This window comes from Serratia sp. Nf2 (assembly GCF_003028435.1).
GTDB classification, from domain to species: Bacteria; Pseudomonadota; Gammaproteobacteria; order Enterobacterales; family Enterobacteriaceae; genus Serratia; species Serratia marcescens_L.
The window spans coordinates 1-24,753 of record NZ_PYTW01000003.1 but is presented as its reverse complement, the minus strand read 5'-3'; the positions used below and the strand labels follow the sequence as shown (position 1 = coordinate 24,753).

Genomic DNA, 24,753 nt, shown 5'->3' with positions numbered 1-24,753 from the left:
AATTGTTACATTGGGTTATTGACTGGCGACGTTCATTCGGGGATTAATGTGAGCCTGATTTTTACCTTACCTATAAAAAACAGGATGTTAACATGGAATTAACCACGCATAAAATGGAAAGCGGCCTGGCCGTAACAGTTCGTTTACCTGAGAACCCGGCCAAGGTTCCGGCGATTATTCTGTGTCACGGCTTCTGCGGCATTCAGGAGCTGTTGCTGCCGGCCTTTGCCGAGGCCTTCGTCAACGCCGGTTTTGCGGCGGTGACGTTTGACTATCGCGGCTTCGGCGCCAGCGAGGGTGAACGCGGGCGGCTGGTACCGGCGCTGCAGATTGAGGATATCCTGGCGGTGAGCCGGTGGGTGCAAACGCAGCCGCAGATCGACAGCGAGCGCATCGGCCTGTGGGGCACGTCGTTTGGCGGCTGCCACGTGTTCGGCGCTGCCGCGGCCGATCCGGCCATCAAGTGCGTCGTTAGCCAGTTGGCTTTCGCCGACGGGGAAACCATCGTGACGGGGAAAATGGCCGCCGACGAAAAACAGGCGTTCATCGCCACGCTGGACAAAATGGCGGAGAAGAAGCAGGCCACCGGCAAAGAGATGTTTGTCGCCGTCACCCGGGTGTTGAGCGATGACGAGTCGAAGGCGTTCTTCGAGGAGAACAAGGCGCGTTACCCGGCGATGGACATCAAGATCCCGTTCCTGACCGTGCGCGAAACGCTGCGCTATCAGCCGCGTGACAATGCGGCGCGAGTCACATGCCCGGCGCTGGTGGTGGTGGCGGGCGGCGATACCGTCAATCCGCCGGAGCAGGGCATCGCGCTGTATGAGGCAGTAGGCAGCGCGAAGAAGGCGCTGCATGTCGAGCAGAATGCGAAGCACTATGACATGTACGCCGGCCCGCATTTCGCCGGCATCATCGGGCGTCAGATCGCCTGGTTCAACGATCACCTGTAAGACCGTCTCCCCCCTGGCGCAGGAATGCCACCAGCCGCTGCGCCGGCAGCGGCAGCTGCGCCCGTTCACGTACCACAATCGACAGGTTCCGGGTCGCCCAGTCGTCCGTGAGCGGCAGAGCGCCATGCCGGATCTCCGGATGGCGTTGGGCGCTCTCTTCCGGCACCACCGCCAGCCCGGCGCCGCGCAGCACCATGCGGCAGATGGCGTCGAAATTAGCGGCGCGCGCCCGTAGCCGCATCGGGCCGCCGCTGCGTATCGCCAGCTGCTCCAGATGCTGTTGCAGCGCGCTCTGTTCCGGCAGGCCGATGAAATCAAAAGGCAGGGCATCCGCAAAGCTGAGTGGGCGGCGGCCGCTGAGCGCATGCCCCGGCGGCAGCGCCAGCACCAGACGATCCTGCCGGAAGGGGTAGCTTGCCAGCCCGCGCAGATCGGCGTGATCCGCCACGATGCCGATATCCGCCGCCCGTTCGGCGATCGCCTGCGCGATGGCCGGGCTGGGCAGCTCCTCCAGTGCGATGTCAGTGTGCGGGTGCAGCACCAGAAAATCCGCCAACAGCTCCGGCAAAAAGGCGTCGGCGGCGACGGTATTGGCGACGATGCGCAGCTGGCTGCGCTGGCCCGGCGCAAACTCGGCCATGTCACCGCGCAGCAGGTCGCGCTGCAGCAGCAGCACGCGCGCGTGTTGCAACAGGCGCTCACCGGCGGGCGTCGCCTGGACGCCGCGTGGATTGCGCGTCAGCAGCGCCACGCCGGCCTGTTGCTCCAGCCCGCGCATGCGTGCGCTGGCGGCGGCCAGCGACAGCCCGACGCGCTCGGCGCCGGCGGTGATGCTGCCGGTCTCAAGCACCGCCGCCAACAGTCGCAGATCGATAAAGTCAAAATGCATGCGTTCTTCCTCTGTTTTTGCCGCAGGCAGGCTCTGCCATTGCCGCATTGTGCCGCGCCGTGCCGCCGGCCACAATCGGGCCGTTGATTGCCATAAGGATAGACGTATGCCGCTGACGTTACTCGAGATTATCGCCCTGACGGGCATTTTTACGCTGGCCGGCACGGTCAAGGGAGCGATCGGCCTGGGCTTGCCGACGGTGTCGATGGGGCTGCTCAGCCTGATGATGCCGCCGGGACAGGCCGCCGCGCTGCTGCTGTTGCCTTCGCTGGTCACCAATCTGTGGCAGTTGCTGTGCGGGCCGCGACTGGGGCCGCTGTGCCGCCGGCTCTGGCCGATGATGCTGTGCGTCACGCTGGGCACGTTGCTGAGCGCCGGCGCGCTCACCGCTACCGACGGCCGCCTGGCGCCGCTGGCGCTGGGCGTTTGCCTGATCGGCTATGCGCTGTTGGGATTCACCCGTTTCGATTGGCGCGTTTCCGCCACGGCGGAGCCTTGGCTGGGGCCGCTGTGCGGCCTGGTGACCGGTGCGCTGACCGGCGCCACCGGCGTATTCGTCATACCGGCGGTGCCCTATCTGAACGCATTGGGCCTGGCGCGTGACGATCTGGTGCAGGCGCTGGGGCTGTCGTTCACCGTCTCGACGCTGGCGCTGGCCGCCGGATTAGCCTGGCATCAAGCGCTGCCCGGCGCGCTGCTCGGTGGTTCGCTGTTGGCGCTGTTGCCGGCGTTGGCCGGCATGTGGCTGGGCGGTATCGTACGTCGTCACAGCAGTCCGCTGATTTTTCGTCGCCTTTTCTTTATTGGGTTATTAATCTTGGGCGTTGAGATTGTTTGGCGTTCAATTAATTAAATCGATAGCACTTATGTGTAATTAGGTCAGGTATATTATTCTGTATTTTATTCTAATATGATTATTTCCAGCATTGAGAATACACTTTCAGTCATTCTTGTCAAAAAACAGCCCTTGTGGCAGCGGTTACGGAGCCAGTGGTTTCTGGGGGAATGGCAGCTCTACAGGAAATGGGTATGGCGGCAATGGCACTGGACCGAGAGAGGCCAGAGAATCCGGAACCAAACGCTAATTAACCGCTGCAATCCTAGCGCAGAAGTAAAATTCTGTGCTTTTATGGGGGATATGATGAGTAAATATGTTGTTTTTATAAAGAGTGATGAATCAAGGGTGCTGAGAAAGGAAGTGGTTACACGAGAAATAATTAAAGATATGAAGCAAAAGGGGTTCAGAAAGCATCATGTTGAAGTAGACGCTGAGAACGAGAATGATGCCATTAACAAACTAAATAAGAACAGCAATGACTATTTGGACTCATTGAGAAACTTTTCCGGTGATTTATTGCTCTGTTCTATTTTTATCATTACTATGGTCATGGTTTATTTATTCAGATGAGCCATAATCCAGTTTTGAATCATTCAATTTTTTATACTATACGATTGCCCGCTAACCCCCCAATAAGGCTCAGGCCTGCGGTCCACCTCAAATGGTCTCCTGCATGCCGGAGAGGATGCCTTTGCCGATTTTGCTCTCCCGTTCTTTATACCCGCCGTGGGCGATGACCCTGCCTTTGCCGTGCGTGAGGTAGCAGCGCTTGCACGCTTTCAACACCCGTTGTTTCACTCGATAGCGGCGTCGCCCTGGCCGTAGAGGCGGCAAAAAAGTGGTGCAGGCAATGAACGGTGCTGGGGCCAGGCTATTTTTTCTGCCCGCTCCGGTTTTCAATTTACGGCGCGGCGTATTGCGCGATATTCTGGTTTTCTGATGGGCTAACGGCGGATGAGGGAACCATGACAGACAGCCAGGCGTTTGAACAACAAAGCCTCGACAATCTGCTGAGCTATTGGCGGCGCCATCGCCGCCTGCCGGGCGCGCGCTATCCGGCCGGGCCGACCGACAGCCTGTGCGACGTGCCGGGCGTCAGCGTCGGGCATCACACCCTGACCGATGGCGAATGCCAGACCGGCGTCACCGCTATCGTGCCGCCGGGCGATCTGTTCAACCAGCCGCTGCCGTGCGGCAGCGCGGTGCTCAACGGCTTCGCCAAGCCGCTGGGATTGGTGCAATTGAATGAGCTGGGGGAGTTGCAGACGCCTATTCTGCTGAGCAACACCTTCGCCGTCGGCACGCTGTTCAACGCCATGGTGCGGCGCAGCTGCCTGCGCTACCCGCAGATCGGCCGCGGCAGCGCCACCATCAATCCGCTGGTGCTGGAGTGTAACGACGGCTACCTCAACGATATTCAGGCGATGGCGGTGCGCGAGGAGCACGTCTTCAGCGCGCTGGATAACCATTCCACCCGCTTTGCGCGCGGCAGCGTCGGCGCCGGGCGCGGCATGAGTAGCTTCGGCCTGAAGGGCGGCATCGGCACCGCCTCGCGCTATTGCCCGGGATTAGGCACCATGCTCGGCGTGCTGGTGCTGGCCAACTTCGGCACCCTCGACTCGCTGACGCTGAGCGGCGTGCGCGTTGGCCCGGCGCTGGGTAAGCTGTTGGCGGATCCGCCGCCGCAGGTGGACGCCGGCTCGGTCATTATCATCATCGCCTGCGATCGGGCGCTGGACAGTCGCCAGCTGAACCGCATCGCCCGCCGAGCGGGTGCGGGCCTGGGGCGGGTGGGTAGCCATTGGGGGCACGGCTCCGGCGATATCGCGCTGGCGTTTTCCACCCGGTTGCTGGGGGCCACGCTGCCGGACGAACGGCTGGAGCCGCTGTTTGCAGCGGCGGCGGACGCCACCGAATACGCGGTGCTGGATGCGTTGCTGAGCGCCGAGGGCGTCAGCGGTTTCCAGCAGCATGCGCGCGCAGCGCTGGGCCCGCTGCTCGATCGGCTGGCGGCGGCAACGTAAATAACGGGAGTGTGATGTGAAAGTCTTTATCTCTGCGGATATCGAAGGCATTGCCGGCGTGATGCGGCCGGAGCAGTGCAACCCGGCCCACGCCGACTATGCGGCGGCGCGCGAGCTGATGGAGCAGGAGGTTAACGCCGCCATCGATGGCGCTTTCGCTGGCGGGGCCACCGAGGTGACGGTGGCCGACAGCCACGCCATGATGCAGAACCTGCGCGCCGATCGCATCGATGGGCGCGCGCGGCTGGTGCAAGGCAAGCCGCGCGGGCTGTCGATGGTGGAAGGGCTGCAGCATCAACGCTACGACGGCCTGATGTTTATCGGCTACCACAGCGCCGCCGGCGAACATGGCGTGCTGGCGCACACCATCAACGGCCGGGCCTTTTACCGCGTCAGCCTGAACGGCGAAGCGGTGGGCGAAAGCGATCTGTATGCAGCGGCGGCGGCCGAATTGAACGTGCCGCTGTGGCTGGTGAGCGGTGACGACGAGCTGCAACGCTGGATTGCTGAACGTTATCCGCAGTCTGGCTATGTTTGCGTGAAGCGCGCTATCTCGCAAACCGCCGCCGAATCGCTCAGCCCGCAGCGGGCGCGCGCCGAGATCCGCGAGCGGGCGATGCAGCAGGTGCGCCAGGGCGCGAAACTGCCGGTGGAACGCCGCTTCATGCCGCCTTACCGGCTGACGCTGATGGCGGCCAAACCGGTGCTGGCGGATCTGTTCAGCCTGGTGCCCGGCGTGGAGCGCCAGGACGCACTCACCGTGGCCTTCGACAGCGACAACATGGCGGCGCAAATCCGCCTGCTCAGCGTTTTCTCCTATCTGGCGACGACGCAGAGCTGACCCCGGTGCGGGTTCCCGCCCGCACCGCACGATTCTCCAATAGAAAATCCCTCTTCAACATTAAGCCTACTGAATAATAGGCTACGCTAATTATTGCTCTGTTGCGCTATATCACCTGACGGGCGCGACAAGCCATTCCATAACAAGATTTGTTTCGCCGAAGGCAGTGACGCCTTCGGCTTTTTTGGAGTCATGAGCAATGAGCATATCCCAAGTTCCGCTTTCGCGGCGGCGGTTTATCGTCGGCGCCGGGGCGTTGGTGATCGGCGCCTATCTGCCGTCCACCGGCGCGCTGGCGCGTTCGGCTGCCCCGGCCGCCTCCGGCGCGGCGGCGTTTGACGCCAACGCCTTCGTTCAGATCGGCGCCGACGGCGTCGTCACCGTGATCAGTAAACACACCGAAGTGGGCCAGGGGGTCTATACCGGCATGGCGACGCTGGTCGCCGAAGAGCTCGATGCCGACTGGGCGCAGGTACGGGTCGTCGCCGCGCCGGTGGACACCAATATCTACAAAAACCTGACCTTCGGATTCCAGGGCACCGGCGGTTCCAGCTCGGTGGCCAATGCCTATGAGCAGATGCGGCGCATGGGCGCCATGGCGCGCGCGCTGCTGGTGCAGGCCGCTGCACAGAGTTGGAAAACCTCGGCGCAGGAAATTACCGTGCAGGCGGGCAAGATCCGCCATGCCGCCAGCGGGCGCGAAGCGGGCTTCGGCGAATTTGCCGCGCTGGCCGCCACGCTGCCGCCGCCCGATCCCGCCAGCCTGACGTTGAAGGATCCGGCCAATTTCACCCTGATCGGCAAAACGCGCGGCCTGCACCGCGTCGATTCATTGGCGAAAACCAACGGCAGCGCGCAGTTCTCGCAGGATATCCACGAGCCGGGCATGTTGACCGTCACCATCAAGAAGCCGCCGCGCTTCGGCGGCAAGGTGGCGACCTTCGACGCCGAGCGGGCGCTGGCAGTACCGGGCGTGGTGGCGGTGAAGCAGGTCGCCACCGGCGTGGCGGTTTACGCCAAAAACACCTGGGCGGCGATCCAGGGGCGGGAACGGTTGAAGGTGACGTGGGACGACGCGCAGGCCGAACGGCGCAACACCGAGGAGATCTACGCCGAATTCCGCCAGGTGGCGCAGAAAACCGGCGTGGTGGCGAAGAGTCTCGGTAAGCCGGACGAGGTGTTCGACAAGGCCGACAAGGTGATCGAGGCCGAATACACCTTCCCGTACGTCGCGCACGCGCCGATGGAGCCACTGGACGGCTATTTGTTCTGGGACGGCGAGAGCGTCAAGGCGCGCTACGGCTGCCAAATCCAAACGCTCGATCACAAGCAGCTGTGCGATCTGTTCGAGTTGCCGCCGGACAAGGTGCAGATTGAAACCATTCTGGCGGGCGGCAGCTTCGGCCGGCGCATCGATTTAGGTAACCCGACGCTGGGGCCGGATCTGGCGGCCGACATGGCGGCGGCGGCCAAGGGCATCGGCCCTGGCCACGGCGTGAAGGTGGTATGGACACGCGAGGACGACATCCGCAACGGCTGGTATCGCCCGATGATCCTGCACCGCCTGCGCGGCGCCATTCGCGGCGGCAAGGTGGTGGGCTGGACCGATACCGTGGTCGGCCACTCCTGGACGCGCCACAGCGCGATGGATGCGCTGGTGGTCAACGGCCTCGATCAGATGATGGTCGAGGGCGCCAGCGAGGTGTCATACACCTTCGAAGCCTTCCGCTGCGATGCGCATATCGTGCCCGGCAAGGTGCCGACCACCTCGCTGCGGTCGGTCGCCAGTACCCACACCGGCCACGCGGTGGAGAGCTTTATCGATCAGCTGTTGCAGGAAACCGACCAGGATCCGGTCGAAGGGCGGCTGGCGCTGATGGGCGATGCGCCGCGCGCGGCGGGCGTGCTGCGCGCGGTAGCGAAAGCCGCTGACTGGCAGGGTGCGAAAGTGGTGGACGGGCGCGCGCGCGGCGTGGGCGTCGCCAAGGCCTTCGATACCTATGTGGCGCAGGTGGCCGAGGTGTCGATCGGCGAAGGCGGCATCCCGAAAGTGCACAAGGTGTGGTGCGCGGTGGACTGCGGCGTGGCGGTGAACCCCGACGTGATCCGCGCGCAGATCGAGGGCGGTATCGGCTACGGCCTGAGCCTGGCGCTGTACGGCAATATCACGCTGAAAGACGGCGTGGTCGAACAGTCCAACTTCAATAACTTCCGCCCGCTGCGCATCGATGAGATGCCGGAGATCGAGGTGATCATCGTGCCCTCGAGCGAGAAACCGACCGGCGTGGGCGAGCTGGGGGTGCCGACCATCGCCCCAGCGGTCGGCAACGCACTGGCGCTGCTCGGGCGGCCGCGCACCTCGCTGAGCCTGCCGCTGCATAATCCCACTGCGAACCCGGCGTCTGACAAGGAGAGAACCTGATGATTCAATTAACCGTAAACGAGCAGCCGCTGACCTTCGAGGGCGATCCGCACATGCCGCTGCTGTGGTTCTTGCGTGACGAAGCCGGCCTGACCGGCACCAAGTTCGGCTGCGGCATCGCCATGTGCGGTGCCTGTACCGTGCATCTGGACGGTGTGCCGGTGCGATCGTGCATGACGCCGGTTTCGGCCGCCGTCGGCAAAAAAATCACCACCATCGAAGCCGTGGGCGCCACGCCGGAAGGCAAGGCGGTGCAGGAAGCCTGGCTTGATCTGGACGTGGTGCAGTGTGGCTACTGCCAGTCCGGCCAGATCATGAGCGCCAGCGCGCTGCTGGTGCAAAGCAAGAACCCGAGCGATGCGGACATCGACGCGGCGATGGGCGGCAACGTCTGCCGCTGCGCCACCTATGTGCGCATTCGCGCCGCCATCCACCAGGCCGCCAAGGCGTTGGGTTAGGGAGAGATGCGATGAGCAACGCCTTGAAAGGGCTGTTATGGCTGATTATCGCCGTGGTGGTGTTGGCGGGAGGATACGCGCTGTACACGCTGCTACGGCCCACCGGCGCGGAGCCTGCGGCGCCGATCGCCGGGGCGCCGGCCGGCATCACCGATAAACTGGCGCGCGGCGAGTACCTGGCGCGCGCTGCCGACTGCGTGGCGTGCCACACCGCGCCGGGCGGCACGCCGTATGCGGGCGGCTTCGCCTTCAAGCTGCCGTTCGGCACCATTTACGGCACCAACATCACCGCCGACAAGGAGACCGGCATCGGCAACTGGAGCGACGATCAGTTCGTGCGCGCGGTGCGTGAGGGCATCGGCCCGCAGGGCAACCTGTATCCGGCGATGCCGTACACCTCGTACACCGAACTGAGCCGCGACGACGTGCTGGCGATCAAGGATTATCTGTTCAGCCTGCCGCCGGTGAAACAGACCAACCCGCAAAACGACCTGTCGTTCCCGTTCAACCAGCGCTGGGGCATGAAATTCTGGAACCTGGCGTTCTTCCATGAGCAGCGCTTTGCGCCGGACCTCAACAAGGATGAGCAGTGGAACCGCGGCGCCTATCTGGCGACGGCGCTGGGCCACTGCGGCGAGTGCCATACGCCGCGCAATCTGGGATTCGGCCTCAACCAGAGCAAGCACCTGAGCGGTGAAGTGGTGCAGGGCTGGTTCGCCGCCAACATCACGCCGGACAAACAGACCGGCATCGGCGGCTGGAGCGACCAGCAGCTGTCGCAGTATCTGGCCACTGGCCATGCGCCGGGGCGCAGCAGCGCCGCCGGCCCGATGGCGGAAGCGGTGGAAAACAGCCTGCAGTTCCTGACGCCGGAAGACAATCTGGCGCTGGTGAAATACCTGCGCGATATCGAACCGATCGCCGGCGACGGCGCGGCGGCGGTGAACCTGCAGCCGAAGGGCGCGGGGGCTTCCACGCCGATCCTGCCGGGCGGGCAAGACAGTTCGCTCGGGCGCCGGGTGTTCGCCAACGACTGCAGCGGATGCCACCAGTGGAACGGGCCGGGCCGCCAGAGCGAGTACGCGTCGCTGGTGGGCAGTACGGCGGTGAACGATCCGCAGGGGCGCAGCGTGGTGCAGGCCATTCTGAAGGGGACGAGCATCAGCATCGGCGATCGGCATGAAATGATGCCGGCGTTCGGCAGCGCCTATTCCGACGAGGAAGTGGCGGCGGTCGCCAACTTCGTGGTCGGCCACTTCGGCGATAAGCAGGGCAACGTCACCGCCAAACAGGTGGCGGAGCAACGCAAGCAGTAAAGCGAAAAGGCGCGCGGGCCGGCTTAGCCTGCGCGCTTCTCGACCAGAAAGTCCAGCAGCGCCCTGACCTTGGAAGACATGTGCTCACGGGAGGGGATATACAGGTAGAAGCCGGGAAACGGCTGCGACCAGGGCTGCAGGATCCGCACCAGTTCACCGCGTTCCACCAGCGCCTTCACGGCGAAATCAAAGTGCTGAATAATGCCGACATGTTGCAACGCGGCGCGGATCATGCCGTCGTCGTCGTTGGTGATCATGCTGCCTTGCGGCTCGACGGAAAAGGTATGGCGCGCGTGCCGCTCGATAGTGGAAAACTCCCATTGATAAATGGCGCCGCTGGTTGCGTGGCGAAAAGCGATGCAGTTGTGGTTGACCAGATCCGCCGGCGTGGCGGGCGTGCTGTAACGGCTGAGGTATTGCGGCGTGGCCACCGCCACCAGTTCCACCTGCGGGGTGATGGGGATCGCCACCATATGCTCGGCGAGGCTTTCACCCAGCCGCACGCCGGCGTCGTAGCCTTCGGAAATGATGCTGGCCATGCCGTCGTCCATCACCAGTTCAAGCTTCAATCTGGGATAGCGCGCCAGAAATTCGCCGACATGCGGTTCGATAAAGTGCTTGGCGGCCGTGCGCGAGGCGTTTATCCGCAGCAGCCCCGCCGGCTCGTGGCGGCTCTCTTCCAGCGTGCCGACGGCGTGTTCGATCGCGCTGAGGGCGGGGGCCAGGGCCTCGAGCAGGCGTTGTCCTTCCTCCGTGAGCGACATATCGCGGGTAGTGCGGTGGAGCAACTTGACGTTCAGCTGTTTTTCCAGCGCCTTCAGGTTTTGCGACAGCGCGGCGCGGGAAACGCCCATTTGGGCCGCCGCTTTGGTAAAGCTGCGGTGCTGCGCGATATGCGCGAACCACGCCAGTGAGGGAAGCAGGGAAGGATCCATCGATATGCTCCGCATTGTAAACCACAGCTTAACACTGTAGTCCATTCCCTGTGCTTCTCAAAGAACAATACGGTGTCTAAAGTAAGCGTTATCCCAGCGGAAGCGATGCCGAGCGCGTTTCCCGAGCCAGCAACCCTGTGAGGAACTCATGATGAAAACGGTCAAAATCAAGCGTCAGTATTGGGACATCGCGGCGGATATCCATTTCCCGCCGGATTTCGACGAGCGGAAAAAGTACCCGGCGATCATCAGCGCCCACCCGATCGGCAGCTGCAAAGAGCAGACCTCGGGCAACGTCTATGGCGCGGCGCTGGCGAAAGCCGGCTTTGTGGTCATCGCGTTCGACGCCAGCTTCCAGGGCGAGAGCGGCGGCGAACCGCGCTTTATTGAAGATCCCGCTCAGCGCGTGGAAGATTTTCGCGTCGTGACCGATTATCTGGTGACGCTGGATTACGTTGATGATCAGCGTATCGGCGTGCTCGGCATCTGCGGCGGCGGCGGTTACGCCATCAACGCTTCGATGACGGAGCGGCGCATCAAAGCGGTGGCGACCATCACCGGCGCCAACTATGGCCGGGTAATGCGCGAAGGCGTGTTGGCCAATGGCGATCCTGTGGCTTTTCTGGAGGATATTGCCCGGCAGCGCACCGCAGAGGCGCGCGGCGCGGCGTTGCGCGTGGACGTAGGCCTGTACCCAAGCGTTGAGGCGGCGCAAAAAGACGGCGCCGATATCGATCTGCGCGAGGCGACGGAATACTACCGGACGGCGCGCGGCGAGAAGCCGAACGGCGTAAACAAGACGCTGTATTCCCATAACGCAGTGGCCGTGGGGTGGGATGCGTTCCACCTGGCGGAAGTGCTGCTGACCCAGCCGCTGTTGGTGATCGTCGGCAGCAAACCCGGCCTGTTCGGCGCGTTGCGCGACGGCTATGAGATCGTGCGCCGCGCCAAATCGCAGCACAAAGAGCTGGTGGTGGTGGAAGGCTGGTCGCATTACGATCTCTACGACAAACCGGAGCCGGTAGCCCAGGCGCTGGAGAAGCTGGTGCCGTTCTTTAACGCCACGCTGTAAGCGCAGGCCGGAGGGCGAGGGAGTCTCTCCCTCGCCGTGGCGTCAGCGGCTGCGCCGTGACATGACTCGCTTGTCTTTCGGCCGATCCTGCCAGTCCTCAACCTGATTGTTGAAGTTATCCGCCAGCAGGTAGGCCGGGGTTTTCGCCAGCCAGTCGGACAATGAAATATCCTGATAAATGCCGTTGTCCATCACGATCAGCACCTTCAAATCTTCATCGCCGATGTTCTCGATGTAATGGCCGAAGCCCTGCGGCACGTAGCCGACGTCTGAAGGGGCGTACTCTTCCGTCTGCGCGTGGCCGTGCGAGCTGAACACCGTCATGCGGCCCTTGCCGGCAATATAGTATTGCCATTCGTTGGCATTGGGGTGCCAGTGCAATTCCCGGATCGCGCCGGGTTTCACGATCTCGATGATGCCGGTCATGGTGGTGGAAATGGGAAATTCTTTCGATGACACCAAATGCACGCTCCCGGCGTCATTTTCAAAGAACGGCTTTTGCTTCATTAATTCATAGCGATGGGTCAGCGGAGCGTTATTTAATCCGCCGTCGTTTTTCGGTAATGGCAAGGTGGGCGGGACGGCGCCGCCGACAATATAGGCCTCACCCTGTTTGGCCTTGGAAAATACCGCCGCCGGCATGTCGACGCTTTTTTCCAATACCTCTTTCGGCATATGCGCCACCCAATCGGTGATGCTGAAGGTGCCGAATTCGGAGAAGTGCCCGTTATCGAATGCCAGAATAAAATGCGCGCCGTCCGCCAGCGCCTGAATGGAATGGCCGTAGCCTTTCGGGAAATACCACACGTCGCCGGGGCCGAAATCCGCCACTTCGCATTTGCCCTCGGGATCGAGGATGGTGATGCGCGCATGGCCTTCCAGCATAAATGCCCATTCGGCGGCGATGGCGTGCCAGTGCAGTTCGCGCACGCCGCCCGGCTCCAGCGTCATGTCGACGCCCGCCACGCCTTCGGAGATCGGAAATTGCTCGACGGTAGCCTCGCGCGCCCAGCCGCTGGGCAGGCTGCGTTTTTTGCTGTCGGTGAATTTGTATTTGTAGAGATGCTGCGCATCGGCAGGCGGCTGGTAGCTGCTGGGAGGCACGATATTGCGGTGGTCGTCGGCAGCGGCATTTTTAGCGATGCCGCCGATCATGCCGGCGGCGGCCGCGCTGACGGCGGAGACTTTCAATATATCACGACGCGATAGCATAGCATTTTCTCCAATATAAAACCGTGCGCCTGCAGTGGCAGGCGACAGGGAAGGTGTAATTACCCTTGAGAGGTATTTTTGTCATCGGCGGGAATAGGCTGTGACCCTTAAATCCTAGCGGCTGGAATTTATTGGGTAGGCGCTTATTTGTTTGCGTTTGTTACTAAGTGAGAGCGGGTTTGATTATTCATTGTTAATCTATATAGTCATGGCACTGAATTAATCTTTCTCTGCGATTAAATAAATGAAGCGTCAATGAAATACATTATTTTTGGGCGTATTCCTCCGATTGCGCTATAGGCGGGCGCAAAAAGCGCGCAGTGGCGATATTGCAGTGCATTTACGCTAAATCGTGACGCCTTTCACAACACTGACGCGTGGCTATTGCCGAGTATTCGTAAGTATGGCGATACTTTTAGCGCGGTCGAAAAGATCGCACACCCATTTTTATTGCGGCGTGTTACTGCTAAAGCAGGCAAGACCAAAATAGGAATGCACTTCTCCTTGTGACGAGGCGCATTTCCATTTTGGTCTTTTTTTTTGCATTTTATCGGGGAAAACGATGGACTATCAAAAACTTGGCTTAGAAATACTGGCGCGGGTCGGCGGTAAAGGCAACGTCAGCAAGCTGACGCACTGCGCGACCCGTTTGCGCATGGAATTCAACGACGACAGCAAAGTGGATTCGAAGGCGATTGAAGCCCTGCCGGGCGTCATCAGCGTAGTGGTGCGCGGCGGTCAGTTTCAGATCGTGGTCGGCAATAACGTGCAGCAAACGTTCCGCGTGCTGCAAAAAGAGATTGGCCAGCCGCAAACGGGCGCTCAAAAGCAGCAGCCGAAAGGCGGCGTGGTGTCGCGGATTATCAGCGTGATTTCCACGACCTTTACCCCGGTGATCCCGGCCATTACCGGCGCGGGGATGATCAAGGCGCTGCTGGCGATCCTCAAGCTGGCCGGGGCGATAGATCCCGCCGGCACGACCTATCGATTACTGGATACCGTCGCCGATGCGGCCTTTTTCTTCCTGCCGGTGCTGTTGGCTTACGGCGCCGCGATAAAATTCGAGTGCAACCCCATTCTGGCGATGACTCTTGCCGGCGCCTTGCTGCACCCTAATCTGGCTCAGATGCTGGCGGCGGGCACCGCGATTGATTTTCTCGGCATTCCGGTGCGGCTGGCGGATTATGCCGGCTCGGTGTTGCCGATCATTTTTACCGTGTGGCTGATGTCCTATATCGAGCGGTTTGCCGAGAAGGTTTCGCCGACGATGATCAAGTTCTTCACCAAACCGATGATTGTGCTGCTGGTCACCGCGCCGCTGGCGTTGGTGGTGGTCGGGCCGTTCGGCATTTTCCTCAATGACATGGTGGCCGCCGGGGCGGCGATCGTCGATGGCAAGGCCGGCTGGCTGATTCCGATGTTGATGGGCGGGCTGCAGCCGTTTTTGGTGATCACCGGCACCGCCTGGGCGATGACACCGATCGCCACCGGCCAATTGACCAGGAACGGTTTTGAGATGATTAACGGGCCGGGCATGTTGGCATCCAATATTGCGCAAGGCGCGGCGACGCTGTGTGTGGCATTCCGCACCAAGAACACGAATTTGCGCCAGTTGGCGTCCTCCGCCGGTTTTACCGCGCTGTTGGGGATCACTGAACCCTCGCTGTACGGGGTAACGCTGAAACTGCGCAAGCCGTTGATCGCGGCGATGATCGGCGGCGGCTGCGCCGGCATTTACGCCGGGTTGAGCGGGTTGGTGCGCTATGCCTTCGTTTCTCCTGGCCTGGCCGCTTTGCCGGCGTTTATCGGTGAGAACCCGATGAATATCGTGCATGCGCTGATCACATGCGCCATTGCCATCGTCGTGACCTTTGCCCTGACCTGGATCCTTGGCTTCGACGATCCGATCGAGGAGGCGAACGAAGAGACTCAGGTGGCGGCGGCCGACGAAGTATCGCCGGTTTTCAGCCCGCTGACCGGCAAAGCCGTGACGTTGGATCAGGTCAACGATGACGTCTTCTCCCAAGGCTTGTTGGGCCAGGGCATGGCGATCATACCCTCGGAAGGTGTGCTGCGCGCGCCGCTGGACGGCGAGATCGTGACTTTCCTGCCGTCAAAACATGCGGTAGGCATCAAGGGCGACAACGGTGCGGAGCTGTTGTTGCATATCGGCATCGACACGGTAAACCTGGGGGGCCAACACTTTGACTCCGAACTGCAGGTCGGCGATCGCGTCAAGGTCGGCGACGAGCTGGTGCGTTTTGACATCGACGAGATCGCCGCATTAGGCTTCGATTTGACGACGCCGGTCTTGGTAGTCAACAGCGAAGCGTTTCAGGTTCAGGCGTTACCTAAGCCGCATGGCGTTCATGCCGGTGAGACGATTATGGCGCTGAAGGCCAATAAGGAGCCGGCATGATTTATCAACGCTTGCACGATTTTCCCGCCGAGTTTCTCTGGGGCGCGTCGACTTCCGCTTATCAGGTGGAGGGCGCATGGAATGAAGACGGCAAAAGCCCGTCGATCGTCGATATGCTGGAACATCCCGCAGGCACGGCGGATTTTACGGTGGCCAGCGATCACTATCATCGCTTTCGCGAGGATGTGAAGCTGTTCGCTGAACTGGGGTTAAAGGCCTACCGGTTTTCGGTTGCCTGGACGCGCGTATTGCCCGATGGCGTCGGCGCAGTCAATGCGCCGGGGCTGGCGTTTTACCGGCAATTGATCGACGAATTGCTGGCGCACGGCATCGAGCCGGTGGTGACGCTGTACCATTTCGATCTGCCTTATGTGCTGGAGCAGCAGGGCGGCTGGTCCAATCGCGCCACCATCGATGCTTTTGTCGCCTACGCCGGCGTGCTGTTCGACGCCTTCGGCGATCGGGTGAAGTATTGGCTCACCATCAATGAACAGAACACCATGATCCTGCACCCCGGCGCCATCGGCATGCCCAAAGGCGGCGCGTTGCCTGACAAGCGGACGCTGTATCAGCAGAGTCATCATATGTTGGTCGCTCAGGCCAAAGTCATGGCATTATGCCATCAGCGCTGTCCCGGCGGGAAAATTGGCCCGGCGATCAATACCACGTCGATGTATCAGGAGACCTGCCATCCGCTGGATGCCATTGCCGCCCACAACTGGGAGACATTGCGCTGTTGGAGCTTTCTCGATGTGGCGGTGCATGGCCGCTACAACGCCCTGGCCTGGCGTTACCTCGAGGATCGGGGCTGGGCGCCGGACCGCGAGCCGGAGGACGCGGCGCTGCTGTTGGCGGCGCGGCCGGATTACGTGGCGATCAATTACTATTCCACCGCCACGATCGCCGCCAGCCGCGGCGACGGTTCAGACGTGAGCGCACGCGCCGGCGATCAGCAAATCATGCTCGGCGAACCGGGTGTTTATCGTGCGGCGGAAAACCCGTTTGTCGGCAAGACGCGCTACGGATGGGTGATCGATCCGGTTGGCTTGCGCTTAACGCTGCGCAAAACCTTCGAACGTTATCACCTGCCGATACTCATCACGGAGAACGGTATTGGCGCGCCGGATGAATTACGGGCGGATGAGACCATCGACGACGACTATCGCATTGAATTTATGCGGCAGCATGTCGAACAGATGCGACTGGCGATCAACGACGGCGTCGAGCTGCTCGGTTACTGCCCGTGGGCGGCGATTGACGTCGTCAGTACGCATCAGGGCTACGCCAAGCGCTATGGATTTATCTACGTGAACCGCGGAGAAGGGGATCTTAAGGATCTGCGGCGCATCAAAAAACGCAGTTTTGACTGGTATCGGCGGCTTATCGCCGCCAATGGCCGGTTAGGCAAATAAGCAGGGTGACGGCCGAGACGATGAAAGTCATTAAGGTTCTCAACAACAGTCTGGTGTTAACCGCGGACGACGATAACCGTGAGGTTATCGCTATGGGTAAGGGAATTGGTTTTAACAGCAAAACCGGAGACGAGATCAACCCGGCCGCCATTGAGAAAGTGTATGTGGTGCAGGAGGGGCAAAAGGGGCGCGATTACCTGCGGCTGATTGAAACTGCCCCGACGGAACACATCGAAATTGTGCAGATGATCCTCTGTGAGGCCAACCGCCAACTGAACGGCAACATTAATGAACAGATTTTCTTTACGCTGGCTGATCACATCAGTTTCGCTATTGAGCGTCATCACAAGGGCATTGCCATCCAAAACCGCCTGCTGTTCGAGGTGAAGCGCTTCTACCCGCGAGAGTTTGCGGTGGGGCTGCAGGCCTTGGCATACATTAACCAGCGGCTGAATATCCATCTGCCCGAAGAGGAAGCGGGCAATATCGCCTTTCATCTGGTCAATGGCCAGACCGAAGTGCAAAACATGGAGCACACGTTGCTGGCGGTGAAGATGCTGAAAGATGTTTTCAATATCATCAAGTATCACTTTCGCATCAATATCGACACCGATTCGCTGAACTATGCGCGCTTTTTGGTGCATATGCAGTTCTTTATCCAGCGCATGATTGACGGCAAGCAGATGGCCTCGAAGGCCGATTTTCTGTTTGCCCAGATGACCGCCGAGTACCCGCACGCCTATCGCGGCGCGCTACTGATCCGCGATTACGTGAAGAATCTGCTGCAAATGGAGATGTCGAACGATGAGCTGCTGTATTTGATGATCCACCTGACGCGCATCACCGATCAGCCGGAGGCCTGAACCGCTTCGGCGACCAGTTCGCGAAAGCGCTCGACGATCGGCGAAGCCGGGCTGCGGCGCAGCGCCAGGTAAAGCGGGGCGCTGAGCTGCGCTTCTTCGGCGAGGGTGCGGTAGACGATGCCGTCGCCGCCCAGCCGCCGCATCGAGCCGGGTACCACTGACAGCCCCAACCCGGCGCCGACCAGGCTGAGGGTGGCCGGCAGGCGCGGCGCTTCCTGCACGATGCGCGGGCTGAAGCCGGCGCGGTGGCAAGCGGCCAGGATGGCGTCGTACAGCCCCTGGCCGGCTGGGCGGCGATAGAGAATAAACGCCTCGTGGGCCAGTTCGGCCAGCGGCAGCGGCTGCTGCGTTTCTTGTGCCAGCCGGTGGCCCAGCGGCAGGGCGACGATCATCGGTTCGCTGAGCACCGGCTCCACGCTCAGGCCGGGAATGCCGCTGGCCGGCGAGCGTACGAAGGCGGCGTCGAGGCGCTGTTCCAGCAACGCTTCCATCAGTTCGCCGCTGCCGGCTTCTTCCAACTGGGTGGTGATGCCCGGCAGGATGTCGCGGTAGCGGCGCAGCAGGTTGGGCACGAACGGGTGCAGCGCGGCGGAGCTGGTGAAGCCGATGGCGATGTGCCCTTGCTCGCCGCGAGCGGCGCGCTGCACCGCTTCGCGCAGGCGTTCGGCGCGCGCCAGCAGGGCGCGGGCCTCTTCGAACAGCACGCCGCCCGCTTCGGTGACGCGCACGCCGCGCGGCAGGCGCTGCAACAAGGTTACGCCCAGTTCATCTTCCAGCCCCTGCAGCAGGCGGGTGAGCGGCGGCTGCTGGATAAACAGCCGCTCGGCGGCGCGGGTGATGTTGCCTTCTTCCACCACGGTGACGAACGCCCGCAGGCGACGCAGTTCGATCATGGCCATACCTCAAAGGTATCTTTAGTTGTTCCGGAATGCATTAGACATCATGGCACGGCGACGCGCATGATACCAGACATCAAAACAAGCGATGTGGAACGGCAATGACATGTCAGATATCAATACGTTAAAACCGCACCCGGCGGCAGCGCCGGGCAATGCGGAGCTGTTTGTGGGCTTTCTGTGGCTGGGGCTGATTGGCTTCGGCGGCGTGCTGCCGCTGGCGCGCAGCATGCTGGTAGAGCGCCGGCGCTGGTTGAGCGGCGAACAGTTCACCGAGCTGCTCGGGCTGTGCCAGTTCCTGCCCGGCGGCAATGTGATCAACCTGTCGGTGGCGGTGGGGATGGAGTTTCGCGGGCTGCGCGGCGCGCTGTGCGCCTTGCTGGGCCTCATCAGCGCGCCGACGGCGATCGTGGTGGGACTGGGCGTGGTCTACGCCCGCTTCCAAAACGATCCGCATGTGCAGCATGTGTTCGCCGGGCTGGCCGCCGCCGCCGCCGGGCTGCTGCTGTCGACCGGGATCAAGATGCTGCTGCCGCTGCGCGGTAAATGGCCGGCGTTGGCGATCGTCGCGCTGGCCTTGATCGCCATCGCCTGGCTGCGCCTGCCGCTGTTGCCGACCATGTTGGTACTGGCGCCGCTGAGCATTCTGCTGATGTGGCGGTGGCCGTCATGAGCGGGGTTTTGATAGCGCTGGCGCTGATCTTCACCGAGCTCTCTTTGCTGGCGTTTGGCGGCGGCATGACCATTCTGCCGGAAATGCAGCGGCAGGTGGTGGAGGTGCATCAATGGATGAGCGCCCAGGAGTTCAGCGCGCTGTTCGCCATGGCGCAGGCCGCGCCGGGGCCGAACATGATGATCGTGCCGCTGGTCGGCTGGCATGTGGCCGGCTGGGCGGGGCTGCTGGTTTCTTCAGTCGCCAAGTTCGGGCCGTCTTCCATCGTCACGCTGCTGGTGATGGGCGCCTGGCGGCGCTTTAAGGATCGCCCGTGGCGCCGCATCGTGCAGGCCGGGCTGGTGCCGCTGACCGTGGGGCTGGTGGCGGCCAGCGGCATCTTGATCGCCGAGGCCTCCGCACCCAGCTGGCGGCTGGCGGCGATCGTGGCGCTGGCGACGGGGCTGAGCATGAGCAAGCGCCTCCATCCGCTGTGGGTGCTGGCGGGCGGCGCGCTGCTCGGCTTGCTGTTCGCCTGAGGGATTAGCGCGGGATCAGCATAAAGCGCGAAGGGCCGCCGCGATCGATCAGCTCATAGCGCTTCGGCGCGGTCAGGGCCAGAAACGCCACCATGCTGCCTTCGGCGTCGGTCAGCGTCATGCCGTCCGGCGTCGGCCGCCAGGCGACCGGCAATGTTTGCAGCGCCAGCGGTTGCAGGCACTGGGCGGAGGCGCTGAAGCGGAAGGCGTTGGTGTTGGCCACCACCTCGTCGCTCAGCTGCACCTCGCAGACGGTTTTACCGTCTCCGATGGCGGCGAGCTGCCAGTCGCCCTTCAGCGCGGCGGGTTCCAGCAACGGCAGTGAACTGCCCAGGGCACTGCTGCACAATACGCTCATAACGACTCCTGTCAGGCTGGCGCGGCGCAAGGCGCGCATAAGGAAATGGGTTGGCATCGGGTCACTCCTTTCGGCTGTCCATTCACACCTTAGCATGTTCCCTGCGGGATGATGAGGCAAGGATTAGGTTTTTTAATCCTCGATTATTCTGATCTAACCGGCGATAACATGTTCAAAAAGACGAGTCATTAGCCCGCCGATACGCTTATCTTTCTCATTAATACTGCGCTAATACAACTCGTTATGATTATTTCCGTCTTAACGCCCGGCGCGATGATGCACGGCGGCGTCGGGTCGCGCCGTCGGGGTTAATTACTATACTGGTCAATCCTAAGCCTTGGCTTAGATTAGAACGACTGATGAATAGTCTTACAAAGCGAGTGGATTCCTACTGTGTAAAAGGAGAATGCAATGAGCAGTCGCCACAACGACATTTTGCAAGATGATGATGAGTTCACCAGCCTGTCCGCCACATCCCCCAACGATCATAACTATCAGTTTTACTATCACCAGCCCGGCAGCCGCTATGACGGATTGGGCTACGGCGCGCTGTTTACGCTGGACAACGCCAACCTGTACAGCAACCAGCGCGGCGGGGCAGCCATCAACAACCTGGGTAAAATCCGCGATAACTTCAGCTTCGATCGCGCCGCCGATCAGCTGACGCGGCCGGGCCTGACGCACAACGGCGATCAGGTGTATCACCAGCCGGTGGCGCTGACCTATTCCTTCCTGACGCAGAGCGCACTGAACCGCATCGGCCAGACCGGTGACGGTGACAAAGGGCTGCAACCGCTGACTCAGGCGGCGCAGGCACAGGCGCTGAAATCGATGCAGGCGTGGGCCGACGTGGCGAACGTGACCTTTACCGAAACGGCATCCACCGATATTAACCACCGCGCGGACATCACCTTCGCGTATTTCACCCAGCGCGCCGACGGCAGCGCCGCTGAGGGCAGCGGCCCGAATGCCATCAACGCGTACGCCTATTACCCGCCGAGTTCCAAACCGGGTAGCGATAACGCCTTTGCCGGCACGGTGTGGTTCAACAAAAACTTCGCCACCCATCAGGCGCCGGTTAGCGGCGACTTCAGCAGCCAGACCTTCACCCACGAGCTGGGGCATGCCCTGGGGCTGGCGCACCCGGGATCTTATGATGCCTCGTTGGGCAATCCGAGCTACCAGAACGACGCGGCTTACTATCAGGATTCGTTGCAATACTCGATCATGAGCTATTTCAACGCCGGTTACACCGGCGCCGACACCAAAGGGATGTATGGCTATGGCCCGATGGTGGATGATATCGCCGCGATCCAAAAATTGTACGGCGCCAATATGAGCACCCGCACCGGCGACACGGTGTACGGCTTCAACTCCAACACCGGGCGCGATTTCCTGACCGCCACGGCGGACAACGGCAAACCGGTCAACTTCGCGGTGTGGGACGCCGGCGGCAACGACACGCTGGACTTCTCCGGCTACAGCCAGCAGCAGATGATCAACCTGAACGACGGGGCGTTCTCCAGCGTCGGCGGCGGCACGCAGAACGTCGCCATCGCGCGCGGGGCGATCATCGAGAACGCCATCGGCGGCAGCGGGCGTGATGTGATCATCGGCAACGATCAGGACAACCTGCTGGCGGGCAACGCCGGTTCCGACATCCTGTACGGCGGCCTGGGGGCGGATCATCTGTGGGGCGGCAAAGATGCCAACAACTTCACCGACTATTTCGTCTATCTCAATGCCAAAGAGTCCACGGTGGCGGCGTTCGACGTGATTGAAGACTTCGAGCACGGCATCGACAAGATCGATCTCTCCGGCCTGCGTTTCAACAACAGCCTGAGCGAGCTGCGCTTTATCGACAGCGGCAGCGCCTTCAGCGGCCAGAAGGGCGAGATCCAGCTCAACTTCGACGCCTTCAACGGCACCACCGATCTGCTGATGAACACCCAGAGCAACAGCTATGCCGCCGACTTCAAGATCCACGTGGTCGGGCAGGTGGAGCAGAGCGATATCTTGTTTGCCTGAGGGCAATGAAGGGGAAAGAGAAAAGGGCCGAACGGCCCTTTTTTTACGGCTGGGCCGCCGCCGCGTTTTCCGCCACGAAGGAGCCGGTCGTCACCGCGCCGGCGCGGCGGTAGTGGGCCACGATCACGCCGCCGGGCGAGACCACCGAGTGGGCTAGCGTGAAGGCCGCCGGCGCCGCGTTGTCATCGAACAGCCGCTTGCCGCCGCCAAGCAGCACCGGGTAGGTGAGCAGGCGCAGTTCGTCCACCAGATCGTTAGCCAGCAGCTGTTGCATCAGCGTGCTGCTGCCCTGCACCAGCAGCACCGGCCCTTGGGTGCGCTTCAGCTCGCGCAGCCGGGCGAGGATGTCCCGCCCCAGCCACTGGCTGTTTTCCCACGCCAGCGTCTCGCCGTGGTGGGTGGCGACGTACTTGGTGGCCTGATTGAACACGCGGGCGATGTCGGCGGAAAACGGATCGGCCTCGTCGGTGATCTGCGGCCAGTAGCCGGCGAAAATGTCGTAGGTGCGCCGCCCCAGCAGCAGATCGAACGGCGTCGAGAAAAGATCGCCCATCGTTTCCGCAATGGCGTCATCCCAGTAAGGCGCGGTCCAGCCGCCGAAGCGAAAGCCGCCGCTGCGGTCTTCGTCCTGCCCGCCCGGCGCCTGCATCACGCCGTCGAGGCTGACGAAGGCGCTGGCAATAATCTGTCGCATGGCTGTCTCCTGCCGTTGAGTGCCAGCTGAAAGTTTAGCCGCCGCGCGGCGGCTGCGCCAACCGGCCGCTCAGGGCTGCAGCGCCTTGAGCAGTGCCTGATGGAAACGCGCCGGCTCCTCTATTTGCGGCGCATGGCCCAGCCCGGCGAACTCGATCAGCGTGGCGTGCGGGATCAGTTTCGCCGCCTGTTTGCCCAGCTCCGCGTAATGCCCGATTTTGGCCTTGACCGCCGGCGGGGCGATATCGCTGCCGATGGCGGTGGTGTCGGCGGTGCCGATCATCAGCGTGGTGGGGGTTTGCAGATCCTTGAACTCGTAATACACCGGCTGGGTGAAGATCATGTCGTAGATCAGCGCCGAGTTCCACGCCACCAGGCGATGGCCCGGCCCGTTGTTCAGCCCGGCCAGCATATCCACCCAGCGATCGTACTCCGGCTTCCAGCGGCCGCCGTAGTAGGTGCGCTGCTCATAGTTGCGGATGCCCTCGGCGGTGGTGTTCAGCTCGCGCTTGAACCATTGATCGACGCTGCGCCACGGCACGCCTTTGGCCTTCCAGTCCTCGAGGCCGATCGGGTTGACCATGACCAGTTGCTCCACTGCCTGCGGATACATCAGGCTGTAGCGCGTGGCCAGCATGCCGCCGGTGGAGTGCCCGATGACGATGGCCTTGCTGATGTTCAGATTCTGCAGCAGGCCGTGGGTATTTTGCGCCAGCTGCTGGAAGCTGTACTGGTAATGCGCCGGTTTGGTGGAGGAGCAAAAGCCGATTTGATCCGGTGCGATGACGCGGTAGCCGGCCTTGCTCAGTGCCTTGATGGTGTCCTGCCAGGTGGCGGCGCAGAAGTTTTTACCGTGCAGCAACAGCGCGGTGCGGCCATTGGCGGTGCCTTCCGGCGGCACGTCCATATAGGCCATTTTTAACGGCTGCCCCTGCGAGGTGAAGCTGAACTGCTGTAACGGGTAAGGGTAGTGAAAACCCTGCAGCTCCGGGCCGAACTTCGGCGTTTCGGCGGCGGCGGGGAACGCGGCCAGCGTGGTGCACAGCAGCGCGCTACGGGTGAATCTCAGCATCCTGATCTCCTGAAAAGGGCGATAGCCGAGTATAGCCATAATCAGGGCGTCGGCGCGCCGATGGTTTCAGATAATTCTGTAATGTTACGGCCCGATCCCGGGCAAGGTTCCGGCCACGGCCTTGTACACAGTGAACGCGGTCACGCCGCGCAACATTGGCGGTGCCTGATGGTTTTATTTCAAGGCTAAGTTATGCGATGCTTAAGCATTATTTATGCAAAAGGATCCTCGCATGTCCGCTTTATCCCGCTGCGCTTTCAGCGAAGGCAGCGTCGCTTTGCCGGAAGGCTATGCCGATCGCACCGTCAACGTGCTGTTGGCCGGCGATGATGTTTCCCCCTCAATCAATATTTCCCGCGATGCGCTGCAGCCGGCGGAGAACCTGGAAGGCTACGTCACCCGCCAGCTCGATGCGCTGGCGCAGGGGCTGAAAGGCTGGGCGTTCAAAAGCCGCGAGCCGGCGACGCTGGGCGATGGATTAACCGCCGGTGAATGGGTGCGCGCCAGCTACCTGCGCGACGGCAAGCGCATCTGGCAAAACCAGGCGGTGTTCGCGCTGGCGGAAGGCCGGGTGCTTGTGTTCACCCTGGCGATGGCGCGCAAGCTGACGCCGCAAGACGACGCCCTGCTGTTGCAGGTGCTGAACAGCTACCGGGCGGCATAACGATGAACTCTTCACGTAAAAGGACCTTACGATGACCGAAGCGGCCCGCGTCGGCGATACCATCGGGCACTCCCATGCCCTGGCCGGCATGATTGCCGGCACCCTTGTCGGCGGCCTGATCGCCGCCGCAGGCGCGGTGGCGGCGGGTGCGCTGTTCGTCGCCGGCCTGGCGGCTTCCTGTATCGGCGTCGGTGTGC

The 24,753-nt window shown here is 61.8% G+C and carries 24 protein-coding genes; 16 read left to right on the top strand and 8 right to left on the bottom strand.

Annotation, left to right across the window (positions count from 1 at the left end; genetic code table 11):
• The first annotated feature begins 92 nt into the window (after window positions 1-92).
• Window positions 93-953 (top strand): alpha/beta hydrolase, encoded by an 861-nt coding sequence (locus C9411_RS07910; protein ID WP_107226827.1) that lies wholly within the window; start codon window positions 93-95, stop codon window positions 951-953.
• On the opposite strand, the gene C9411_RS07905 is transcribed toward C9411_RS07910, so the two are convergent.
• Window positions 937-1,842, bottom strand: a complete 906-nt coding sequence (locus C9411_RS07905) for a LysR substrate-binding domain-containing protein (RefSeq protein WP_107226826.1) — start codon at window positions 1,840-1,842, stop codon at window positions 937-939. The genes C9411_RS07910 and C9411_RS07905 overlap by 17 nt on opposite strands.
• A 106-nt stretch (window positions 1,843-1,948) precedes the next feature.
• Between C9411_RS07905 and C9411_RS07900 the strand changes: the two genes are divergently transcribed.
• Both C9411_RS07900 and C9411_RS07895 read left to right on the top strand, forming a co-directional pair.
• Window positions 1,949-2,695, top strand: a complete 747-nt coding sequence (locus C9411_RS07900) for a sulfite exporter TauE/SafE family protein (RefSeq protein WP_107226825.1) — start codon at window positions 1,949-1,951, stop codon at window positions 2,693-2,695.
• 288 nt (window positions 2,696-2,983) lie between these two features.
• Window positions 2,984-3,250, top strand: coding sequence for a hypothetical protein (locus tag C9411_RS07895; protein WP_107226994.1), 267 nt, complete (start codon window positions 2,984-2,986; stop codon window positions 3,248-3,250).
• Between the two features lie 87 nt (window positions 3,251-3,337).
• Here the strand turns inward: C9411_RS07895 and C9411_RS26115 are convergent, their stop codons facing one another.
• Window positions 3,338-3,466 (bottom strand): hypothetical protein, encoded by a 129-nt coding sequence (locus C9411_RS26115; RefSeq protein WP_255413737.1) that lies wholly within the window; start codon window positions 3,464-3,466, stop codon window positions 3,338-3,340.
• A 179-nt stretch (window positions 3,467-3,645) separates the two neighbouring features.
• Between C9411_RS26115 and C9411_RS07890 the strand changes: the two genes are divergently transcribed.
• From C9411_RS07890 to C9411_RS07870, 5 genes are all read left to right on the top strand, one after another.
• On the top strand, window positions 3,646-4,704 hold the full coding sequence (locus C9411_RS07890) for a P1 family peptidase (protein WP_107226824.1): 1,059 nt from the start codon (window positions 3,646-3,648) through the stop codon (window positions 4,702-4,704).
• Between the two features lie 16 nt (window positions 4,705-4,720).
• Window positions 4,721-5,545 carry a M55 family metallopeptidase gene (locus C9411_RS07885; protein ID WP_107226823.1) on the top strand — a complete coding sequence of 275 codons (825 nt, stop codon included), beginning with the start codon at window positions 4,721-4,723 and terminating at the stop codon, window positions 5,543-5,545.
• 199 nt (window positions 5,546-5,744) lie between these two features.
• Window positions 5,745-7,967, top strand: a complete 2,223-nt coding sequence (locus tag C9411_RS07880; RefSeq protein ID WP_107226822.1) for a molybdopterin cofactor-binding domain-containing protein — start codon at window positions 5,745-5,747, stop codon at window positions 7,965-7,967.
• On the top strand, window positions 7,967-8,425 hold the full coding sequence (locus tag C9411_RS07875; RefSeq protein WP_107226821.1) for a (2Fe-2S)-binding protein: 459 nt from the start codon (window positions 7,967-7,969) through the stop codon (window positions 8,423-8,425). Before C9411_RS07880 ends, C9411_RS07875 begins: the two co-directional genes overlap by 1 nt.
• A gap of 11 nt (window positions 8,426-8,436) precedes the next feature.
• The gene (locus C9411_RS07870; protein ID WP_063989795.1) at window positions 8,437-9,741 is read left to right on the top strand and encodes a cytochrome c; all 1,305 of its coding nucleotides are present in this window, start codon (window positions 8,437-8,439) and stop codon (window positions 9,739-9,741) included.
• A gap of 23 nt (window positions 9,742-9,764) precedes the next feature.
• Here C9411_RS07870 and C9411_RS07865 read toward each other — a convergent pair whose 3' ends face one another.
• Window positions 9,765-10,676, bottom strand: coding sequence for a LysR family transcriptional regulator (locus tag C9411_RS07865; RefSeq protein WP_107226820.1), 912 nt, complete (start codon window positions 10,674-10,676; stop codon window positions 9,765-9,767).
• A gap of 151 nt (window positions 10,677-10,827) precedes the next feature.
• Between C9411_RS07865 and C9411_RS07860 the strand changes: the two genes are divergently transcribed.
• Window positions 10,828-11,748, top strand: coding sequence for an alpha/beta hydrolase (locus tag C9411_RS07860; RefSeq protein ID WP_107226819.1), 921 nt, complete (start codon window positions 10,828-10,830; stop codon window positions 11,746-11,748).
• 42 nt (window positions 11,749-11,790) lie between these two features.
• On the opposite strand, the gene C9411_RS07855 is transcribed toward C9411_RS07860, so the two are convergent.
• Window positions 11,791-12,960, bottom strand: a complete 1,170-nt coding sequence (locus tag C9411_RS07855) for a cupin domain-containing protein (RefSeq protein WP_107226818.1) — start codon at window positions 12,958-12,960, stop codon at window positions 11,791-11,793.
• Between the two features lie 562 nt (window positions 12,961-13,522).
• Here C9411_RS07855 and C9411_RS07850 point away from each other — a divergent pair.
• Genes C9411_RS07850 through licT form a run of 3 tightly spaced genes read left to right on the top strand, consistent with a single transcriptional unit; the run spans window position 13,523 to window position 17,654 of the window.
• On the top strand, window positions 13,523-15,379 hold the full coding sequence (locus C9411_RS07850) for a beta-glucoside-specific PTS transporter subunit IIABC (protein WP_107226817.1): 1,857 nt from the start codon (window positions 13,523-13,525) through the stop codon (window positions 15,377-15,379).
• Entirely contained in the window at window positions 15,376-16,791 is a 1,416-nt protein-coding gene (locus C9411_RS07845; RefSeq protein WP_063989809.1) for a glycoside hydrolase family 1 protein, read from the top strand. Before C9411_RS07850 ends, C9411_RS07845 begins: the two co-directional genes overlap by 4 nt.
• 20 nt (window positions 16,792-16,811) lie before the next feature.
• The gene (gene licT / locus C9411_RS07840) at window positions 16,812-17,654 is read left to right on the top strand and encodes a BglG family transcription antiterminator LicT (protein ID WP_107226816.1); all 843 of its coding nucleotides are present in this window, start codon (window positions 16,812-16,814) and stop codon (window positions 17,652-17,654) included.
• On the opposite strand, the gene C9411_RS07835 is transcribed toward licT, so the two are convergent.
• Window positions 17,639-18,553 carry a LysR family transcriptional regulator gene (locus C9411_RS07835; protein WP_063989810.1) on the bottom strand — a complete coding sequence of 305 codons (915 nt, stop codon included), beginning with the start codon at window positions 18,551-18,553 and terminating at the stop codon, window positions 17,639-17,641. The genes licT and C9411_RS07835 overlap by 16 nt on opposite strands.
• Window positions 18,554-18,656: 103 nt before the next feature.
• Here C9411_RS07835 and C9411_RS07830 point away from each other — a divergent pair, with 103 nt between their 5' ends.
• Both C9411_RS07830 and C9411_RS07825 read left to right on the top strand, forming a co-directional pair.
• Window positions 18,657-19,223 carry a chromate transporter gene (locus tag C9411_RS07830; protein ID WP_033634481.1) on the top strand — a complete coding sequence of 189 codons (567 nt, stop codon included), beginning with the start codon at window positions 18,657-18,659 and terminating at the stop codon, window positions 19,221-19,223.
• Window positions 19,220-19,741: a chromate transporter gene (locus C9411_RS07825; RefSeq protein ID WP_033634482.1), complete on the top strand. Its 522-nt coding sequence runs from the start codon at window positions 19,220-19,222 to the stop codon at window positions 19,739-19,741. The genes C9411_RS07830 and C9411_RS07825 overlap by 4 nt, the downstream gene beginning before the upstream one ends.
• Before the next feature lie 4 nt (window positions 19,742-19,745).
• Here the strand turns inward: C9411_RS07825 and C9411_RS07820 are convergent, their stop codons facing one another.
• Window positions 19,746-20,099 carry an AprI/Inh family metalloprotease inhibitor gene (locus C9411_RS07820; protein WP_107226815.1) on the bottom strand — a complete coding sequence of 118 codons (354 nt, stop codon included), beginning with the start codon at window positions 20,097-20,099 and terminating at the stop codon, window positions 19,746-19,748.
• A 411-nt stretch (window positions 20,100-20,510) separates the two neighbouring features.
• Here C9411_RS07820 and C9411_RS07815 point away from each other — a divergent pair, with 411 nt between their 5' ends.
• Window positions 20,511-22,127, top strand: a complete 1,617-nt coding sequence (locus C9411_RS07815; protein WP_107226814.1) for a serralysin family metalloprotease — start codon at window positions 20,511-20,513, stop codon at window positions 22,125-22,127.
• 43 nt (window positions 22,128-22,170) lie between these two features.
• Here C9411_RS07815 and C9411_RS07810 read toward each other — a convergent pair whose 3' ends face one another.
• Both C9411_RS07810 and C9411_RS07805 read right to left on the bottom strand, forming a co-directional pair.
• Window positions 22,171-22,821 (bottom strand): dihydrofolate reductase family protein, encoded by a 651-nt coding sequence (locus tag C9411_RS07810; protein WP_063989813.1) that lies wholly within the window; start codon window positions 22,819-22,821, stop codon window positions 22,171-22,173.
• A 69-nt stretch (window positions 22,822-22,890) separates the two neighbouring features.
• Complete coding sequence (locus tag C9411_RS07805) at window positions 22,891-23,892, bottom strand: alpha/beta fold hydrolase (protein WP_107226813.1); 1,002 nt, start codon at window positions 23,890-23,892, stop codon at window positions 22,891-22,893.
• Window positions 23,893-24,124: 232 nt separating this feature from the next.
• Here C9411_RS07805 and C9411_RS07800 point away from each other — a divergent pair, with 232 nt between their 5' ends.
• Entirely contained in the window at window positions 24,125-24,556 is a 432-nt protein-coding gene (locus tag C9411_RS07800) for a DcrB-related protein (RefSeq protein WP_107226812.1), read from the top strand.
• Window positions 24,557-24,753 lie beyond the last annotated feature (197 nt).

Bases quoted from the DNA above. Each gene is read 5' to 3' on its own strand.
- C9411_RS07845 (WP_063989809.1), top strand. From the start codon at position 15,376: ATGATTTATCAACGCTTGCACGATTTTCCCGCCGAGTTTCTCTGGGGC.
- C9411_RS07805 (WP_107226813.1), bottom strand. From the start codon at position 23,892: ATGCTGAGATTCACCCGTAGCGCGCTGCTGTGCACCACGCTGGCCGCG.
- C9411_RS07800 (WP_107226812.1), top strand. From the start codon at position 24,125: ATGTCCGCTTTATCCCGCTGCGCTTTCAGCGAAGGCAGCGTCGCTTTG.
- C9411_RS07880 (WP_107226822.1), top strand. From the start codon at position 5,745: ATGAGCATATCCCAAGTTCCGCTTTCGCGGCGGCGGTTTATCGTCGGC.
- C9411_RS07830 (WP_033634481.1), top strand. From the start codon at position 18,657: ATGTCAGATATCAATACGTTAAAACCGCACCCGGCGGCAGCGCCGGGC.
- C9411_RS07860 (WP_107226819.1), top strand. From the start codon at position 10,828: ATGAAAACGGTCAAAATCAAGCGTCAGTATTGGGACATCGCGGCGGAT.
- C9411_RS07855 (WP_107226818.1), bottom strand. From the start codon at position 12,960: ATGCTATCGCGTCGTGATATATTGAAAGTCTCCGCCGTCAGCGCGGCC.
- C9411_RS07895 (WP_107226994.1), top strand. From the start codon at position 2,984: ATGAGTAAATATGTTGTTTTTATAAAGAGTGATGAATCAAGGGTGCTG.
- C9411_RS07890 (WP_107226824.1), top strand. From the start codon at position 3,646: ATGACAGACAGCCAGGCGTTTGAACAACAAAGCCTCGACAATCTGCTG.
- C9411_RS07850 (WP_107226817.1), top strand. From the start codon at position 13,523: ATGGACTATCAAAAACTTGGCTTAGAAATACTGGCGCGGGTCGGCGGT.
- C9411_RS07875 (WP_107226821.1), top strand. From the start codon at position 7,967: ATGATTCAATTAACCGTAAACGAGCAGCCGCTGACCTTCGAGGGCGAT.
- C9411_RS07815 (WP_107226814.1), top strand. From the start codon at position 20,511: ATGAGCAGTCGCCACAACGACATTTTGCAAGATGATGATGAGTTCACC.
- C9411_RS07905 (WP_107226826.1), bottom strand. From the start codon at position 1,842: ATGCATTTTGACTTTATCGATCTGCGACTGTTGGCGGCGGTGCTTGAG.
- C9411_RS07825 (WP_033634482.1), top strand. From the start codon at position 19,220: ATGAGCGGGGTTTTGATAGCGCTGGCGCTGATCTTCACCGAGCTCTCT.
- C9411_RS07810 (WP_063989813.1), bottom strand. From the start codon at position 22,821: ATGCGACAGATTATTGCCAGCGCCTTCGTCAGCCTCGACGGCGTGATG.
- C9411_RS07910 (WP_107226827.1), top strand. From the start codon at position 93: ATGGAATTAACCACGCATAAAATGGAAAGCGGCCTGGCCGTAACAGTT.
- C9411_RS07865 (WP_107226820.1), bottom strand. From the start codon at position 10,676: ATGGATCCTTCCCTGCTTCCCTCACTGGCGTGGTTCGCGCATATCGCG.
- licT (WP_107226816.1), top strand. From the start codon at position 16,812: ATGAAAGTCATTAAGGTTCTCAACAACAGTCTGGTGTTAACCGCGGAC.
- C9411_RS07900 (WP_107226825.1), top strand. From the start codon at position 1,949: ATGCCGCTGACGTTACTCGAGATTATCGCCCTGACGGGCATTTTTACG.
- C9411_RS07820 (WP_107226815.1), bottom strand. From the start codon at position 20,099: ATGAGCGTATTGTGCAGCAGTGCCCTGGGCAGTTCACTGCCGTTGCTG.
- C9411_RS07835 (WP_063989810.1), bottom strand. From the start codon at position 18,553: ATGGCCATGATCGAACTGCGTCGCCTGCGGGCGTTCGTCACCGTGGTG.
- C9411_RS07870 (WP_063989795.1), top strand. From the start codon at position 8,437: ATGAGCAACGCCTTGAAAGGGCTGTTATGGCTGATTATCGCCGTGGTG.